Below are 14,562 nucleotides of genomic sequence, written 5' to 3'. Positions count from 1 at the left end.
CGCCGTATCAGGTGATCTGGGCGATGATGTCGAAATCGACGCCGTCGGCGAGCGCGATGTAGCCGTGCTGCTGGGCCTGGTTTCCCAGGAATCCTCGTGTGCCGCCGGGTGTTTCGAGCAGTGCGCCCTGATCGAGCGCCGCGTGCACCTCGGGTACGCGTAGTGATCCGACCGTCTCGCCGATGGCGCGCAGCGTGTGGATCGCCTCGTAGCTCATATTGCTGAAGCTGGTCAGGGCGGGCGCGAAGTCGCCGTGTAGTCGGCGGTAGCGGGCCAGTCGGTCGCGTCCGTCTTCGGTGCGTGGGTCCACGAAGAAGCTCGATGCCACAAAGAAGTTGTGATTCGCGTCGGGACCGCCCGCCAGCAACACGTTCTCGTCGGCGGCCGGGCTGATCCGCAGCAGGGTGTCGGCGCGCCCGGTCGCGGCGAACTGCCTATTGAAGCGCGAGACGTCCGCGCCGACCATCAGGATGATGACGGCGTCGGCTTGCGCCAGCGCGGGATGTCGCAGGAATTCGCCGAAATCGGGCGCGCCCAGTGGTACGAATCGCTCCAACACAATGGCGCTCGGATCGGCCAGGCTGCGGCGCACCGCCTTGGCCGATTCGCGCGGCCAGATGTAGTCGGTGCCGATGATCGCCCAGCGGCGCACGCCGTATTCGCGTTCCAGCCAGTGCACCGCGGGCAGGGTCTGGCCCGCCGGATGTTCCCCGAGCATCAGCACACCCGGACGCTCATTCGTGAGGCCCTCGTGCCCGGTCGCGAACAGATACGGCACCCGGCTGGCATTGGCGCGCGCCACCGCCAAGCGCACCGCGGAGGTGTGCCAGCCGGTGATCGCATGCACCATTCCGGTGGCGAGCAGCGCCGCAACCTCGTCGGCGACTTCGTATGGATTCCGGCCGCCATCGATATTCGTAGTACGAATTTCGCGGCCGAGAAATCCTGCGCCAGCGTTGATTTCGTCGACGGCCAGGGAAATCGCCGCATCGCATGATGCGGCGACGATCCCGCCCGGTCCCTGCATCGGGACTATGTTCAGGATCTCGATCGTGCCGTCTGGGCCCTCGCCGAACGCTGACATTCGGTACTCTTCTTCTCGTTCGAGCGAATTCATGGCAGGCGGGAAATCAAGAAATAATGACGACCATTGTAAGCGGATATTCCACGCTGCATGGTGCGCTGCGTGCCGCGGAACGGCGTTGGCTGGATCGCCTCGACGCCGCCCTGTGTGCCAGGCAACTCACGGCCGATCAGTGGTCGATGCTGTCGAATCTGTCCGCCGAATTCGGGGTCACCATGAGTGAGCTCGCGGCCAGGTCGCAGCTACCGCCGTCGTCGGCGACCAGGCATGCCGACGCCCTCGCCGAACGCGGCCTGATCTTCCGAGTCGCCGCCGAAGGCGACCGCCGCCGCATTCTGATCGGCCTGAGTCGGCTCGGTTCGGATCTGGTCGATTCGGTACGTGCCGAGGAGGTACACGCCGAGCAGCAGTTGCGCACGCGTATCGGCGCGCGCCGTTATGCCGAACTGATGCGTTTACTGGAACTTGTTTCTTCCGAGTAGTTCTCGGAGTAAGGCCAGCCTAATCATCGGATGAATAATCCGGCGAAACGTGCTGGACGCCCGGTTCGGTATGTGTGGGTGAGTTGTTTCGATTAAGTTCGGAATTAGTTCGAGACCGGCGACCGGGAGCGATGCTGCCCCAATATTCGACCATAGGGTGACGTATGGCGAGACGAGTCGTACGCCACCGCGACGATGATTCGGCGAGGAGGTCGCGGTCGTCATCGAGGCCTGCCGTTGCGATGTCTCGGGCGTGTTCTCGATGGGGGAGCGGCCCGCCGTAGCACACCGCCCTGCTGATCAACGACCGCGGCGAGATCGTGCGCCGCTACCGCAAGACCGCGCCCACGGCCGCCGCGGAACCGTGTTATCCGGGCGATGCGACCTATGTCCGCAACGGCCCCAAGGGAATTCAGCTCTCGCCGATCATCGGCGACGGCGGCGACTGCACGGAGCTTGAAGTGCTCGGAACTCGTTGTGCGGTCACAGCGTCTGCGCAGCGGAGTGGCAGCTCGATAGCTGATCGCGAATCGAGTCGATCGGTTCCGGGTTCGTCTGGACGTCTGCCTAGGATCGCAGACATGCCCGTTTCCACTACCGCTGCCACGGCCGCCGGATTGTGTGCCTTCATCGACGACTCCCCCTCGCCCTTCCATGTCTGTCGGACGGTCGCCCAGGAGTTGGATGCCAACGGCTTCACCCGGCTCGCGGAGTCGGCGCCGTGGCCCTCGGACGGGCCGAGCCGACATTACGTCGTGCGCGGCGGCTCGCTGGTCGCCTGGGCGACGGCCGATTCGTCGGGCGGCACGCCGTTCCGGGTGGTCGGCGCGCATACCGACAGCCCGAACCTGCGGGTGAAGCAGCATCCGGATCTGGCATCGGTCGGCTGGCAGTTGGTCGGGCTCGAGCCCTACGGCGGCGCCTGGCTGAACTCGTGGCTGGACCGCGAACTCGGCATCTCGGGTCGGCTGAGTGTGCGCGACGGAAATGCGGTGCGCGACAGGCTGGTTCGCATCGATGAACCGATCCTGCGGGTGCCGCAGCTCGCGATCCATCTCTCCGAAGACCGCCGCGGCGTCACCCTGGACCCGCAGCGCCACGTCAACGCGATCTGGGGTATCGGCGCGCAGCCGCGCTCCTTCCTCGATTTCGTCGCCGAATATGCGGAGGTCGACCCCGCCCAGGTGCTCGGCTGGGAGCTGATGACCCATGACCTGGCGCCGAGCCGGTTGGTCGGACGTGACCGTGATCTGGTGAGCGCGCCACGCCTGGACAATCAGGGCACCTGCTACGCGGGACTGCGCGCCTTCCTCGCGGCGATCGCGGAACCCGGCGCGGCCATTGCGGTGCTGGCGATGTTCGACCACGAGGAGGTCGGCAGCCAATCCGATCGGGGCGCGCAGTCCGATCTGCTGCCGACGGTGCTGGAGCGCATCGTGCTCTCGCGTGGCGGCGGCCGCGCCGAATACCTGGCCGCCCTGGCCGGATCCGTCTGTGCCTCCGGCGATATGGCGCATGCCACGCACCCCAACTATCCGGACCGGCACGAGCCAGCGCACCGCATCGAGGTCAACGGCGGCCCGGTGCTCAAGGTCAACCAGAACCTGCGCTACGCCACCGACGCGGCAGGTGCCGGCGCATTCGCCTTGGCCTGCGCACAGGCGAAGGTGCCCTTGCAACGCTACGTACACCGCGCCGATCTGCCGTGCGGTTCGACGATCGGCCCGATGACCGCGGCTCGCACCGGTATGCCGACCGTCGATGTCGGCGCACCCCAGCTGGCGATGCACTCGGCACGGGAAATTATGGGCGCAGCGGATGTCCCGGCCTACGCCGCCGCTCTCGCCGCATTCCTGACCCCTGCACCGATCGGCTGAGTCCCCGCGCAATCCGGGCGTGTGGCTCCTCGCGGACTGTCGAAGTGCGTCGAATGCTGGTCGGGAGTGTGTCGAGCCGCCATTCGACTCACCTCGATGGTGGGGCTGATCGGTAGCATGGCGGGATGTTGCTCAGGGTGTTCACCGAACCGCAGCAGGGGGCCTCGTATGACGATCTGCTCCGGGTAGCGCGGCGCAGCGAAGAGTGTGGGTTCGATGCGTTCTTTCGGTCTGATCACTATCTGGTGATGGGGGAACGCGATGGGTTGCCCGGGCCGACCGATTCGTGGATCACGCTGGCGGGGCTGGCTCGGGAGACCAGTCGGATCCGCCTCGGCACGCTGGTGAGTTCGGCGACCTTTCGCAACCCGGGAGTGCTGGCCATCACTGTCGCCCAGGTAGACCAGATGAGTGGCGGCCGGGTCGAATTGGGTTTGGGCGCAGGGTGGTTCGAGGCCGAGCATCGGGCCTACGGCATCGAGTTCCCGGATACGGTCGGCCGGTTCGACTTGCTCGAGGAACAGTTGGAGCTGATCACCGGACTGTGGGATACACCGGTGGGCGAGCGCTACGACTTCTCCGGCAAGCACTATCGCATCACGGATTCACCGGCACTGCCCAAGCCGGTGCAGACGCCGCATCCGCCGGTCATTGTCGGGGGTGCGGGTAAGCGGCGCACGCCCATGCTGGCGGCGAAGTACGCCGCCGAATTCAATGCGGGTTTCAAGACCTTGGACGAAACGGCAGAGCAGTTCGATCGCGTCCGCAATACCTGCGCCGCGGTTGGGCGTGACCCCGCGACACTCGATCTGTCTGTGGCGCATGCGGTCGTCGTCGGCAGGAACGATGCCGAGGTGAGTCGCCGCCTCGAGATCTTCGACGCGGCCGACGTCGAGGAGATCCGGGCCCATGCGCTCGTCGGCACACCGGCCGAAGTGGTCGATAAACTCGGCCGATACGCGGCCATCGGCGCGGACCGGGCCTACCTGCAGATCCTCGACCTGGCCGACCTCGACCACCTCGATCTGATCGCAGCAGAAGTCCTGCCCCACACCAGCTGACCCGCCGCTGCAGGTGCCGTTCCTAGGCGTCGGCCAGCTCCGGGGTGTCCGCGGTGGTCGGGTGGTACTTCGCGACCGCGATGACGAAGACCGCGAGTGTCGCCAATACGTAACTGCTGCCGATGATCTGCTGCCACCAGGCCCAGCCGAGTTCCAGATCCTTCGAATGCGGCAGCAGCCATTGCGGGCCGATCAGGAACAGCAGGGTGAATGCGGCCACAGCGCCGATGTACCACCGATTGCGGGTGCCGCGGGCGATCGCGTCGGCGGCGACCAGCAGGCCGGGGGCGATCCACACCCAGTGATGCGACCAGGAGACCGGCGAGACCAGTAACACCGCGGCCGCGTTCACCATCAGCGCGGCGACCTGCTGGCCGGAGCGGATCAGCCGGTGCATCCACACCGCCGCGAGGGCAATCGCGATCAGCGACATCGTGATCCAGATCAGCGTCGCCAGCGAATCGGAGACGCCGAGGCGGAAGGCCATACCCTTGATCGACTGATTGCCCGCGAAGTAGGGCGGGCCGATGCGGCCGGTATCGGCCAGCGTGTGGAACCAATATTCGGCCGAATCGCTGGGGAACAGCAGGAATCCGAGTCCGACCGCCACGATCGCGGAGACGATCAGCGTGCCCGCGGCCTTCCAATCCCGGCGCAGCAGGAAGTAGAGCAGGTATCCGGCCGGGATCAGCTTCACCGACACCGCGATCCCGATCAGCATGCCGCGCGGCCAGATCGGCCTGCGGACAAGGCAATCCATGGTGATCGCGGCCATCAGCACCAGGTTGATCTGTCCGAAGTTGAAGGTCTGCCGAGTCGGCTCGAACATCTGCGCCACCGCGACCGCGCCGATGACCAGCGCCAGCATGGTCCGTCGCTCGAGGGTCGGGCGCAGCCGCGCGAACACCAGCCACAGCGCGATCCCGAGGCTGAGCACCGAGGTGGCGGTCACCAACACCTCGGCCAGTGGCAGCGGCATCAGTGCGAGCGGTGCGAAGAACAGGGCGGCCAGCGGGGGATAGGTGAACGGCAGTCCGATCCCCTCGACCGGGGGCATCGGTCCGTACAGCTCGCCGTCGTCCAGCCAGACACGCGCACCGTTGCGGTAGACCTGGAGATCGATGTACCCGTTCCACCAGTGCACCACCAGCGAGACGGTGACCGAGATGATGAACAGGCCCAAGGCGATCAGCAGCCAGCGTGTCTGTTGGTTCGACATCGAGAATCGCGGCGAGGCGTCCGAGCCGGATTCGAGCCGGGTGTTCCGCGTGGTGACGGGCTGCTCGGCCGGATCCGCAACCCCCGATCGATCGTTCACCGCCAAAGCGTAGCGGTTGCGAAGTCGCGCAACATGTGCCGACCCGAGGCATTCGCGCCGATACACACCATGTTCTGCGTCACAGTCCGCACCTGGCGAATTCGGCTCGGGCGCGTGGAAAACCCGGCGATCCGGGCGAGGGGTCGATGCGACCGGCTGCCCACCGAGGGCCACAGCTAAACTTCAGGGCGAATCCCCAGCTTCGCGTTCCGGCCCGAAAGGACCCTGGTACTCCGTGACTCCGCAGGTCGACACCGTTAGCGCAGCCGCAGCGACTCCCGATGCTCCACAGCCGTACAAGGAGCTCGGTCTCAAGGACGACGAGTACGCGCGGATCAAGGAAATACTCGGCCGCCGGCCGACCGACGCCGAACTGGCCATGTACTCGGTGATGTGGAGCGAGCACTGCTCGTACAAGTCCTCGAAGGTGCATTTGCGCTACTTCGGCGAGACCACCACCGAGGAGATGAAATCCTCGATGCTCGCCGGCATCGGTGAGAACGCGGGTGTCGTCGATGTCGGCGACGGCTGGGCGGTCACCTTCAAGGTGGAGAGCCACAATCACCCCTCCTACGTGGAGCCGTATCAGGGCGCGGCCACCGGCGTCGGCGGCATCGTGCGCGACATCATGGCCATGGGCGCACGGCCCATCGCGGTGATGGATCAGCTGCGCTTCGGTGCGGCGGACGCGCCCGATACCCGCCGCGTCGTCGACGGCGTGGTGCGCGGTGTCGGCGGCTACGGGAATTCGCTCGGGCTGCCGAATGTGGGCGGCGAGACCGTTTTCGACGCCTCCTATCAGGGCAACCCGTTGGTCAACGCGCTGTGCGCGGGCGTGATGCGGGTCGAGGATCTGCATCTGGCCTTCGCCTCCGGCGCGGGCAACAAGATCATCCTGTTCGGTGCGCGCACCGGCCTCGACGGCATCGGCGGTGTCTCGGTGCTGGCCTCGGACACCTTCTCCGGTGACGAATCCGGTACCGGCCGCAAGAAGCTGCCCAGCGTCCAGGTCGGCGACCCGTTCGCCGAGAAGGTACTCATCGAGTGTTGTCTCGAGCTGTACGCGGCCAAGCTGGTGGTCGGCATCCAGGACCTCGGCGGTGCCGGATTGTCCTGCGCCACTTCCGAGCTCGCGGCCGCTGGCGACGGCGGCATGCATATCGATCTGACCAGGGTGCCGCTGCGCGCCAAGGGGATGACCCCGGCCGAAGTGCTCTCCAGCGAATCGCAGGAGCGCATGTGCGCGGTCGTCACGCCGGAGAACGTGGACGCGTTCATGGCCGTCTGCCACAAGTGGGATGTGCTGGCCACGGTCATCGGTGAGGTCACCGAGGGCGACCGGCTGGTGATCAGCTGGCACGGCGAGACCGTGGTCGACGTGCCGCCGCGCACCGTCGCACATCAGGGCCCGGTATACGAGCGTCCGGTCCAGCGCCCGGACTTCCAGGACGCGTTGATCGCCGACACCCCGGACACCCTGCCCCGGCCGAAGACGCCGGAGGAACTGCGCGCCACCCTGCTGCAGATGGTCGCCAGCCCGCAGCTGTGCAGCCGCAGGTGGATCACCGAACAGTACGACCGATACGTCCGCGGCAACACCGTGCTCGCCGAACACGCCGATGCCGGTGTCATCCGGATCGACGAGGAGACCGGCCGCGGTATCGCGCTCGCCACCGACGCCTCGGGCCGCTACACCAAGCTCGACCCCTACACCGGCGCACAGCTCGCGCTCGCCGAGGCCCACCGCAATGTGGCCACCACCGGCGCCACGCCGAAGGCCGTCACCAACTGCCTCAACTTCGGCTCGCCCGAGGACCCCGGCGTGATGTGGCAGTTCCAGCAGGCCGTGCGCGGTCTCGCGGACGGCTGTGTGGCTCTTGGCATTCCGGTCACCGGCGGCAATGTCAGCTTCTACAACCAGACCGGTCAGGACGCCATCCTGCCGACCCCGGTGGTCGGCGTGCTCGGCGTCATCGACGATGTGCACCGGCGCATCCCGACCGGCCTCGGCCTGGAGCCGGGCGAAACGCTGATCCTGCTCGGCGAGACCGCCGATGAATTCGGCGGTTCGATCTGGTCGCAGGTCGCCCACGATCACCTCGGCGGCGTGCCGCCCAAGGTCGACTTCCCCCGTGAGCAGTTGCTCGCCGAGGTGCTGACCTCGGGTTCGCGCGACGGCATGATCAGTGCGGCGCACGACCTTTCGGAGGGCGGCCTGATCCAGACCGTGGTCGAGGCCGCGCTGGCCGGCGAAACCGGTTGCCGCATCCTGCTTCCCGAGGGTTCGGATCCGTTCGTGCAGCTGTTCTCCGAATCGGCGGGCCGGGTACTGGTCGCGGTGCCCCGTTCGGAGGAGACTCGCTTCACCAAGATGTGCACCGCGCGCGCATTGCCGTGGGTGCGTATCGGTGTCGTTGATCAGGGCTCGGATTCCGTTGAGGTGCAGGGGCAGTTCTCGATTGCCCTCGACGAACTGCGCGCTGCGCACGAGGGCACGCTGCCCAAGCTGTTCGGGGCCAGTGCCATTTGACCGCGCCGGAGGCTGGTGAGGTCTCGGCAGCCCTACGCGACGGCGTCGGCAGAATTGTCGGCGCCGTCGAGCGTTTTTTCCATCCGAATTATGTCGGCCTCATCGTGGCCACGGTGTTCTTCGGCTGGTCGCTGACCCCCTCGCTGCTGCCACGGGATTGGCTGTTCGAGGGGCTGGTCAGCGGGATCAACGCGGCCATCGGCTACGGCGTCGGCTGTCTGGTCGAGTGGGCGTACCGCAAGTGGCTGCGCAAGCCGTTGCGTCGCAAGGTTGCTCAGCTGCCCGCGTCGGTCACGCGACTGTGGGCGAAGCGGCCGAAATGGCTGCCGGGTGCGGTCAAGACCACGATCGTGCTGGCCTGTCTCGCCGTCGCGGTCTTTCTGCTCGTCGAATCGGCGCGCTGGCAGCGTGAAATCACCGCGCTGATGAATATGGAGCCGATCACGACCTCTGGCTTCCTGCGCACCGGTGCATTGAGCACGCTGGTCGGTGCGATCGCCATCGCGGTGTTCCGGGCACTGCGCTGGCTCGTGCGTTCCATCGCGTTCGAGCTGATCCGGCGAGCCCACTTTCCGCGCCAGCTGGCCGTCCCGGCCGGAGTCCTCGTCGTGGTCGTCGCGGCAGTGCTGCTGTTCAACGGCGTACTGACCAAAGTCTTCTTCGACGTGGCGAATTCGGCCTTCAGCGTGCGCAACGGCCACACCTCGCCGAATGCCGTGCAGCCGCAACTGCCGGAGCGTTCCGGCAGTCCGAACTCGCTGGCGGCCTGGGACACCCTCGGCTCCGAGGGCCGGTGGTTCGTCTCCTTCGTGCCGACCGCCGCGGATATCAGTCGGGTCACCGGAAAGCCGGCGCGCGATCCGATTCGGGTCTACGCCGGATTGGAGTCGGCCGACGGCCCGCAGGCGCAGGCCGAATTGGTTGCGGCGGAGTTGGAGCGCACCGGCGCGTTCGAGCGCAAGGTGCTGGTGGTCGTGACGACGACGGGCACCGGCTGGGTCGATTCGAGCAGTGCCGAATCCATCGAGCTGATGTACGGCGGCGATACCGCGATCGCCGCGACCCAGTATTCCTATCTGCCCAGTGTGCTGTCGTTCCTGTCGGATAAGGACAAGGCCACCCAGATGGGCAAGCTGGTCTTCGACAAGGTTTACGAACACTGGTCGGCGCGGCCGGAAGGGGCGCGCCCGAAGTTGCTCGTCTATGGCGAGAGCCTGGGCTCACAGGGCTCCGAGGGCGCGTTCACCGGTCTGGCCGATATCCGGTCGCGCACCGATGGCGTGCTGTGGGTCGGCCCGCCGAATTCCAACCGGCTGTGGAGCGAAGTCACCGCTCGGCGCGATCCCGGCTCACCGGAGATACTGCCGACCTACGCTGACGGACTGGTGGTGCGTTTCGCCGATAGTCGCGGCGACCTGTGGAAACCTGGGGACACCTGGCTGCCGCCGCGCATCGCCTACCTGCAGCACGCCTCCGATCCGGTGGTGTGGTGGTCGCCGGATCTGCTGTTCTCCGAACCGGATTGGTTGCGCGAATCGCGCGGTCCCGATGTGTCGTCGCGGATGGCGTGGTATCCGATCGTCACGTTCTGGCAGGTCGCCGCGGATCTGCCCAATGCCCAGCGGGTCAGCGACGGACATGGGCACAACTATGGCGATCTGGTGCTCGACGCCTGGGCCGCGATCGCGCAGCCACCGGATTGGTCGGCCGATACGGTGGACCGGATCCGGGATTATCTGGCGATCTCGTCGGCCCGCGAACATCAGCTGAAATAGCGCCCCCGCCTGCCGTTTCGCCGGTGTGCGCAACCACGTCGCGCTGATCAACCCCCGCGATGGCTGCGCACACCCCGCATACTGTTCGGGTGATGATCGCTACGGACCCGTTGACGCCGCCCGTGCCCGATCCGTGCACCACCGATTCGGGCATCGCGCCGTCACGCTGACCGATGCTCGAAACCGCCAGCGCCTTGATGAAGCTGCGTGCGCGCGGCGTCGTAGTGGTGCGGCGTGCCGAGGACATTATCGATCTCAACTACGCCGGGCTGGTCTTCGCGACGATTTTCTTCGCACTCTCGGTGACGCCGTCGCTGGTACCGCGCGACTGGTTGTTCCAGGGCCTGATCAGCGGCATCAATGCCGCGCTCGGCTACGGCCTCGGCTGTGTGCTGGAGTGGCTGTTCGGCCTGTGGGTCCGGCCGCGGCTGGCCGAGCTGCTGCGCGACCGGATTTCGCCGCCGCCGACCTGGGTGCGCTACGCGGTGAAATCCGCCATCCTGTTCACCGCCGCCGTCACCGCGGCCTTCATGCTGGTGCAGTCGGCCCGCTGGCAGCGCGAGATCACCGCGCTGATGGGCATGGAGGGCACCACCACCCCGGCCTACCTGCGCACCGGATTGCTCAGCATCGCGGTGGGTGCCGGGGTGGTCGCGGCCTATCGGACGCTGCGCGAGATCATCCGGTTCCTGGCCCGCCAGCTCAACCGCTGGGTTCGGGTGCCGCGTGAGCTGGCGCCATCGGCCGGATTCCTGGTCCTGGTGATCCTGACCGTCACGCTGTTCAACGGTGTGGCCTCGCGCGCCTTTTTCGCGGTGGCGAACTCCGCGTTCAGCGTGCAGAACGATCACACCTCGCCGAATGCGGTCCAGCCGATACAGCCCGAGCGGTCGGGCAGCCCGGCGTCGCTGGCGAAATGGGATTCGCTCGGCTTCGAGGGTCGCTGGTTCGTCTCGCACGGTCCCTCCGCCGCCAGGATCACCTCGACCACCGGTAAGCCCGCGCGCGAGCCGATTCGGGCCTATGTGGGTCTGGAGTCGGCGCAGAGCGGTGCGGCCAGGGCCGAACTGGCGGTCTCGGAACTGGAGCGCACGGGTGCGTTCGACCGGAAGGTGCTGGTGGTGGTCACCACCACCGGTACCGGCTGGGTGAATTCCATGGCGGCCGGTGCCATCGAGTACATGTACGGCGGCGATACCGCCACCGTGGCCTCGCAGTATTCGTATCTGCCCAGTGTGCTGTCGTTTCTCGCGGACCGCGGTAAGGCAATGGATGCGGGTAAGCAGCTGTTCGACGCGGTGTACGAGCATTGGTCGGCGCGGCCGGAGGGTGCGCGTCCGAAGTTGTTCGTCTATGGCGAGAGTCTCGGTTCGCAGGGTTCGGAGGCGGCTTTCGACGGACTCGCCGATCTGCGCTCGAAGGTCGACGGTGCGCTGTGGGTCGGGCCGCCGAATTCGAATCGACTGTGGGAGCAGTTCGTTTCGCGCCGTGATCCGGGTTCGCGCGAGGTGCAACCGGTCTACGCCGACGGCTTGGTGGTCCGATTCGCCTCCGATAGTGCCGATCTCGCACGGCCGTCGACCGAATGGCGCGCACCGCGCATCGCCTACTTGCAACACGCCTCCGACCCGATCGTTTGGTGGTCATCGGATCTGATCTTCTCCCAACCGGATTGGCTGTCCGAGCCGCGCGGTTCCGACGTCTCATCCCAGATGCGCTGGTGGCCGTTCGTCACCTTCTGGCAGGTGACCTGCGATCTGTCCAACGCACAGGGTGTCACCGACGGGCACGGGCATCGGTACGGCAGTCTGGTGCTCGACGGCTGGATCGCCGTCGCCGCACCGCCGGATTGGACCGTGGAGCAGTCCGACAGGATCCGGGCGCAGCTCGAGGCCGCCGAGGATTACGAGCGCGAGATCAAATGACGCCATTCGGTCGAATCGCGAAAACCATTGTTGCCATAGGTGTTCCATTGGCGTGGAGCAATTGGGTGTTGCCACGTCTGAACCTGGGGCTACGCGGCCGCACGGCCGCCAATGCCGGATTCGCGACCGGCTACGCACTGGTATTCCGTGGCCGACCGAACTGGCTGTCCGCGCGGGGCCTCGGCTACGGACTCGCCTCGGCGAGTATGGTCGCCGCCGGTTACGGTGCGGCCGTTGCCATTCCAGCGGTTCGCGATCGTCTCGGCACGTTCGACGGCCGCGCCCCGGACGTCCCGTTCGGCGAGTGGGTCATCGTACATATCCCGATCGGCACGGTTTACAGCGAGGAACTCATCTTCCGCGCAACGCTGGACCCTTTGCTGGACAACACTTTCGGACCACGCAGCGGATCGCTGATCGGGGCCGCGACGTTCGGCCTCTGGCATATCCATCCGGCGCGCGCCGCGGGCGACAGCGTCCCCGCCTCGATCGCCGCAACCGCGGCCGGCGGTCTCGTCTTCGGCCTACTGCGTCGACGCACCGAAAGCGCCTCGGCGCCAGCCCTACTGCACTGTGCCGTGAACGCCGGTGGTGCGCTCGCACTGCACATTGTCGCCCGGCTCATGCCGGCTCGATCCTGGAGCAACTGACCGACTCGGTTCGTGTCGCGCTGGCGATCGCATCGAATGTAATCGGCCACACGCGGCGACTGGCGGTGCCGTCGCGCCCGCATCGCGGCTCGGCTCCGCCGTCGGCCTGATCGCATATCACCGAACCGGCCTCGAAATCGGCAGCACTCCCAATGCCGGTCGTGCTGTGCGTAGCAAAACCCCTGGTAGGCAAACGAACTCGGTGATCAGCTCGCATCGTACTCCGGCCCGGCTCGAGGCGGCCTGCTGAGCGGTACGCAGCGCGCACTTGCGTACGTCGAACGCGGATGCGTACAGTGTTCGCATATTAGAACGATGTGCGCATGGAACGCTGGCGAAGGAGAAACACATGTCGAAGAACGTGAGCTGGAACGTTGAAGGTGACTGGAAGGTCAACGGGGACTGGGGAACAACCGATTCGACGGGGCGCCGCTTCCCCGTCGCGCAGTGGCAGGCTCGACTGGACGCGCTGCGGATCGCGCACCGGGTACCGGGAGCCACCTTGGCGGTGCTGGTCGACGGTGAGCTCTACGAACTGGCCAGCGGGGTCCTGCACCGGGGTACCGGTGTCGAGGCGACGACCGACTCGGTGTTCCTGTCGGGGTCGATTGCCAAGGTGTACACCGCGACGCTGATCATGCAGTTGGTGGACGAGGGCAAGCTCGATCTGGACGCGCCGATCGTGGATGTGCTCGCGGAATTCGCCACTCCGGATGTGGCTGCCACCTCGCGGATCACCGCGCGACAGCTGCTCAGTCATACCGGCGGTGTGACAAACGATTTCAACTACGACGCCGGGCGCGGAGACGACTGCTTGGCCCGATATGTCGCGGCCGCAAGGAACGTGGCGTTGGACTGCGCACCGGGGACGGCCGTCTCCTACGGTGGCCTCGGGTACATGGTGCTCGGCCGGGTTGTCGAGGTGCTGACCGGGAAGACCTGGGATGAGGCGGTGGCGGAGCGGATCGCCGTGCCGCTCGGGCTCGACCATCTGATGACGCTGCCCGAGCAGGCGCTGCGGTTTCGGGTGGCGATGAGCCATCTCGGCGAAGACGGGCCGTATCCCGATCCGGCTCCGGCTTGGGATCTCATGCCCCGCGCGGTCGGGCCTGCTGGGCGGGTCATCACCACCGCCGGAGATATGGTTCGCTTCGCGCGAATGCACCTCGACGGCGGCGTCACGGCGGACGGGACTCGGGTGCTCCGCGCCGCGAGCGCCGCGCTGATGCAGCGTCGGGTGGTCGATGTTCCCGATAAGTGGACCGTTTCCGCTGATGGCTGGGGACTGGGGTGGACTTTGTACGACTGGAACGGTGTCGGCGGCTACGGTCACGACGGTGCTGCCATCGGCCAGTACGCCTACCTGCGAGTCGTCCCGAGCGAGGGGGTCGCCATCGCGCTGATGACCAATGGCGGCGGCGCCCGGCAGCTGTATGCCGATCTGTTCCGGGAGCTGCTCGGCGAGTTGGCCGGTATCCGGATGCCCGAGGCCTTCGGTCCGGCGCCGCCGCCGATCGTGGCCGATCTCACGCCGTTCCTCGGCACCTACCGGCGCGAAGGCGTCGTCATCACGGTGAGCCGCGACGACGACGGCAACGCACACCTGCGCTACGAATTCGTCGACGATATGAAGGACATGTCCCCGCCGCTGGACATGGGGCTGACACCGGTAACCGATACGGTCTGGGCCGCCTCGGGCGCGGGCCCGTCCTTCAGCGAGGACTACATGCCGGTCGTCTTCGCCACCCTGAACGGTATCGAGTACGTCTACATCGGCATGCGTGCCGCTCCCAAGCAGATCGGAGCGGGTGGCGTTTCGGCCGACTGACTTCAGGGGCTTGATCCGGCCTGTCGGGGTCC

Annotated in this window: 10 protein-coding genes; 8 read left to right on the top strand and 2 right to left on the bottom strand. The window is 66.6% G+C overall.

Annotation, left to right across the window (positions count from 1 at the left end):
- Positions 1 to 7: 7 nt before the first annotated feature.
- Complete coding sequence (locus tag ACQP1G_RS43600; RefSeq protein ID WP_433196203.1) at positions 8 to 1,084, bottom strand: substrate-binding domain-containing protein; 1,077 nt, start codon at positions 1,082 to 1,084, stop codon at positions 8 to 10.
- Between the two features lie 56 nt (positions 1,085 to 1,140).
- On the opposite strand from ACQP1G_RS43600, the gene ACQP1G_RS43595 reads away from it, so the two are divergent.
- The 3 genes from ACQP1G_RS43595 to ACQP1G_RS43585 all read left to right on the top strand — a co-directional run bounded on the left by ACQP1G_RS43595 (position 1,141) and on the right by ACQP1G_RS43585 (position 4,504).
- Positions 1,141 to 1,566 carry a MarR family winged helix-turn-helix transcriptional regulator gene (locus tag ACQP1G_RS43595; RefSeq protein ID WP_433196201.1) on the top strand — a complete coding sequence of 142 codons (426 nt, stop codon included), beginning with the start codon at positions 1,141 to 1,143 and terminating at the stop codon, positions 1,564 to 1,566.
- Positions 1,567 to 2,147: 581 nt separating this feature from the next.
- Positions 2,148 to 3,443 (top strand): M18 family aminopeptidase, encoded by a 1,296-nt coding sequence (locus ACQP1G_RS43590; protein WP_433196199.1) that lies wholly within the window; start codon positions 2,148 to 2,150, stop codon positions 3,441 to 3,443.
- Between the two features lie 125 nt (positions 3,444 to 3,568).
- The gene (locus ACQP1G_RS43585) at positions 3,569 to 4,504 is read left to right on the top strand and encodes an LLM class F420-dependent oxidoreductase (RefSeq protein ID WP_433196197.1); all 936 of its coding nucleotides are present in this window, start codon (positions 3,569 to 3,571) and stop codon (positions 4,502 to 4,504) included.
- Between the two features lie 22 nt (positions 4,505 to 4,526).
- Here the strand turns inward: ACQP1G_RS43585 and ACQP1G_RS43580 are convergent, their stop codons facing one another.
- Positions 4,527 to 5,822 (bottom strand): glycosyltransferase 87 family protein, encoded by a 1,296-nt coding sequence (locus ACQP1G_RS43580; protein WP_433196195.1) that lies wholly within the window; start codon positions 5,820 to 5,822, stop codon positions 4,527 to 4,529.
- Positions 5,823 to 6,057: 235 nt separating this feature from the next.
- On the opposite strand from ACQP1G_RS43580, the gene purL reads away from it, so the two are divergent.
- The 5 genes from purL to ACQP1G_RS43555 all read left to right on the top strand — a co-directional run bounded on the left by purL (position 6,058) and on the right by ACQP1G_RS43555 (position 14,530).
- On the top strand, positions 6,058 to 8,352 hold the full coding sequence (gene purL / locus ACQP1G_RS43575; RefSeq protein ID WP_433196193.1) for a phosphoribosylformylglycinamidine synthase subunit PurL: 2,295 nt from the start codon (positions 6,058 to 6,060) through the stop codon (positions 8,350 to 8,352).
- Positions 8,349 to 10,127 (top strand): alpha/beta hydrolase, encoded by a 1,779-nt coding sequence (locus ACQP1G_RS43570; RefSeq protein ID WP_433196191.1) that lies wholly within the window; start codon positions 8,349 to 8,351, stop codon positions 10,125 to 10,127. The genes purL and ACQP1G_RS43570 overlap by 4 nt, the downstream gene beginning before the upstream one ends.
- Before the next feature lie 173 nt (positions 10,128 to 10,300).
- On the top strand, positions 10,301 to 12,052 hold the full coding sequence (locus tag ACQP1G_RS43565; RefSeq protein WP_433196189.1) for an alpha/beta hydrolase: 1,752 nt from the start codon (positions 10,301 to 10,303) through the stop codon (positions 12,050 to 12,052).
- Between the two features lie 65 nt (positions 12,053 to 12,117).
- Positions 12,118 to 12,702, top strand: a complete 585-nt coding sequence (locus tag ACQP1G_RS43560) for a lysostaphin resistance A-like protein (protein WP_433196187.1) — start codon at positions 12,118 to 12,120, stop codon at positions 12,700 to 12,702.
- A gap of 349 nt (positions 12,703 to 13,051) precedes the next feature.
- The gene (locus ACQP1G_RS43555) at positions 13,052 to 14,530 is read left to right on the top strand and encodes a serine hydrolase domain-containing protein (protein WP_433196185.1); all 1,479 of its coding nucleotides are present in this window, start codon (positions 13,052 to 13,054) and stop codon (positions 14,528 to 14,530) included.
- Positions 14,531 to 14,562 lie beyond the last annotated feature (32 nt).

It is taken from the genome of Nocardia sp. CA-107356 (assembly GCF_050946365.1).
GTDB lineage: Bacteria > Actinomycetota > Actinomycetes > Mycobacteriales > Mycobacteriaceae > Nocardia.
Note: the sequence above shows the minus strand (reverse complement) of the source record. Positions and strands in the feature narration are given on the sequence as shown.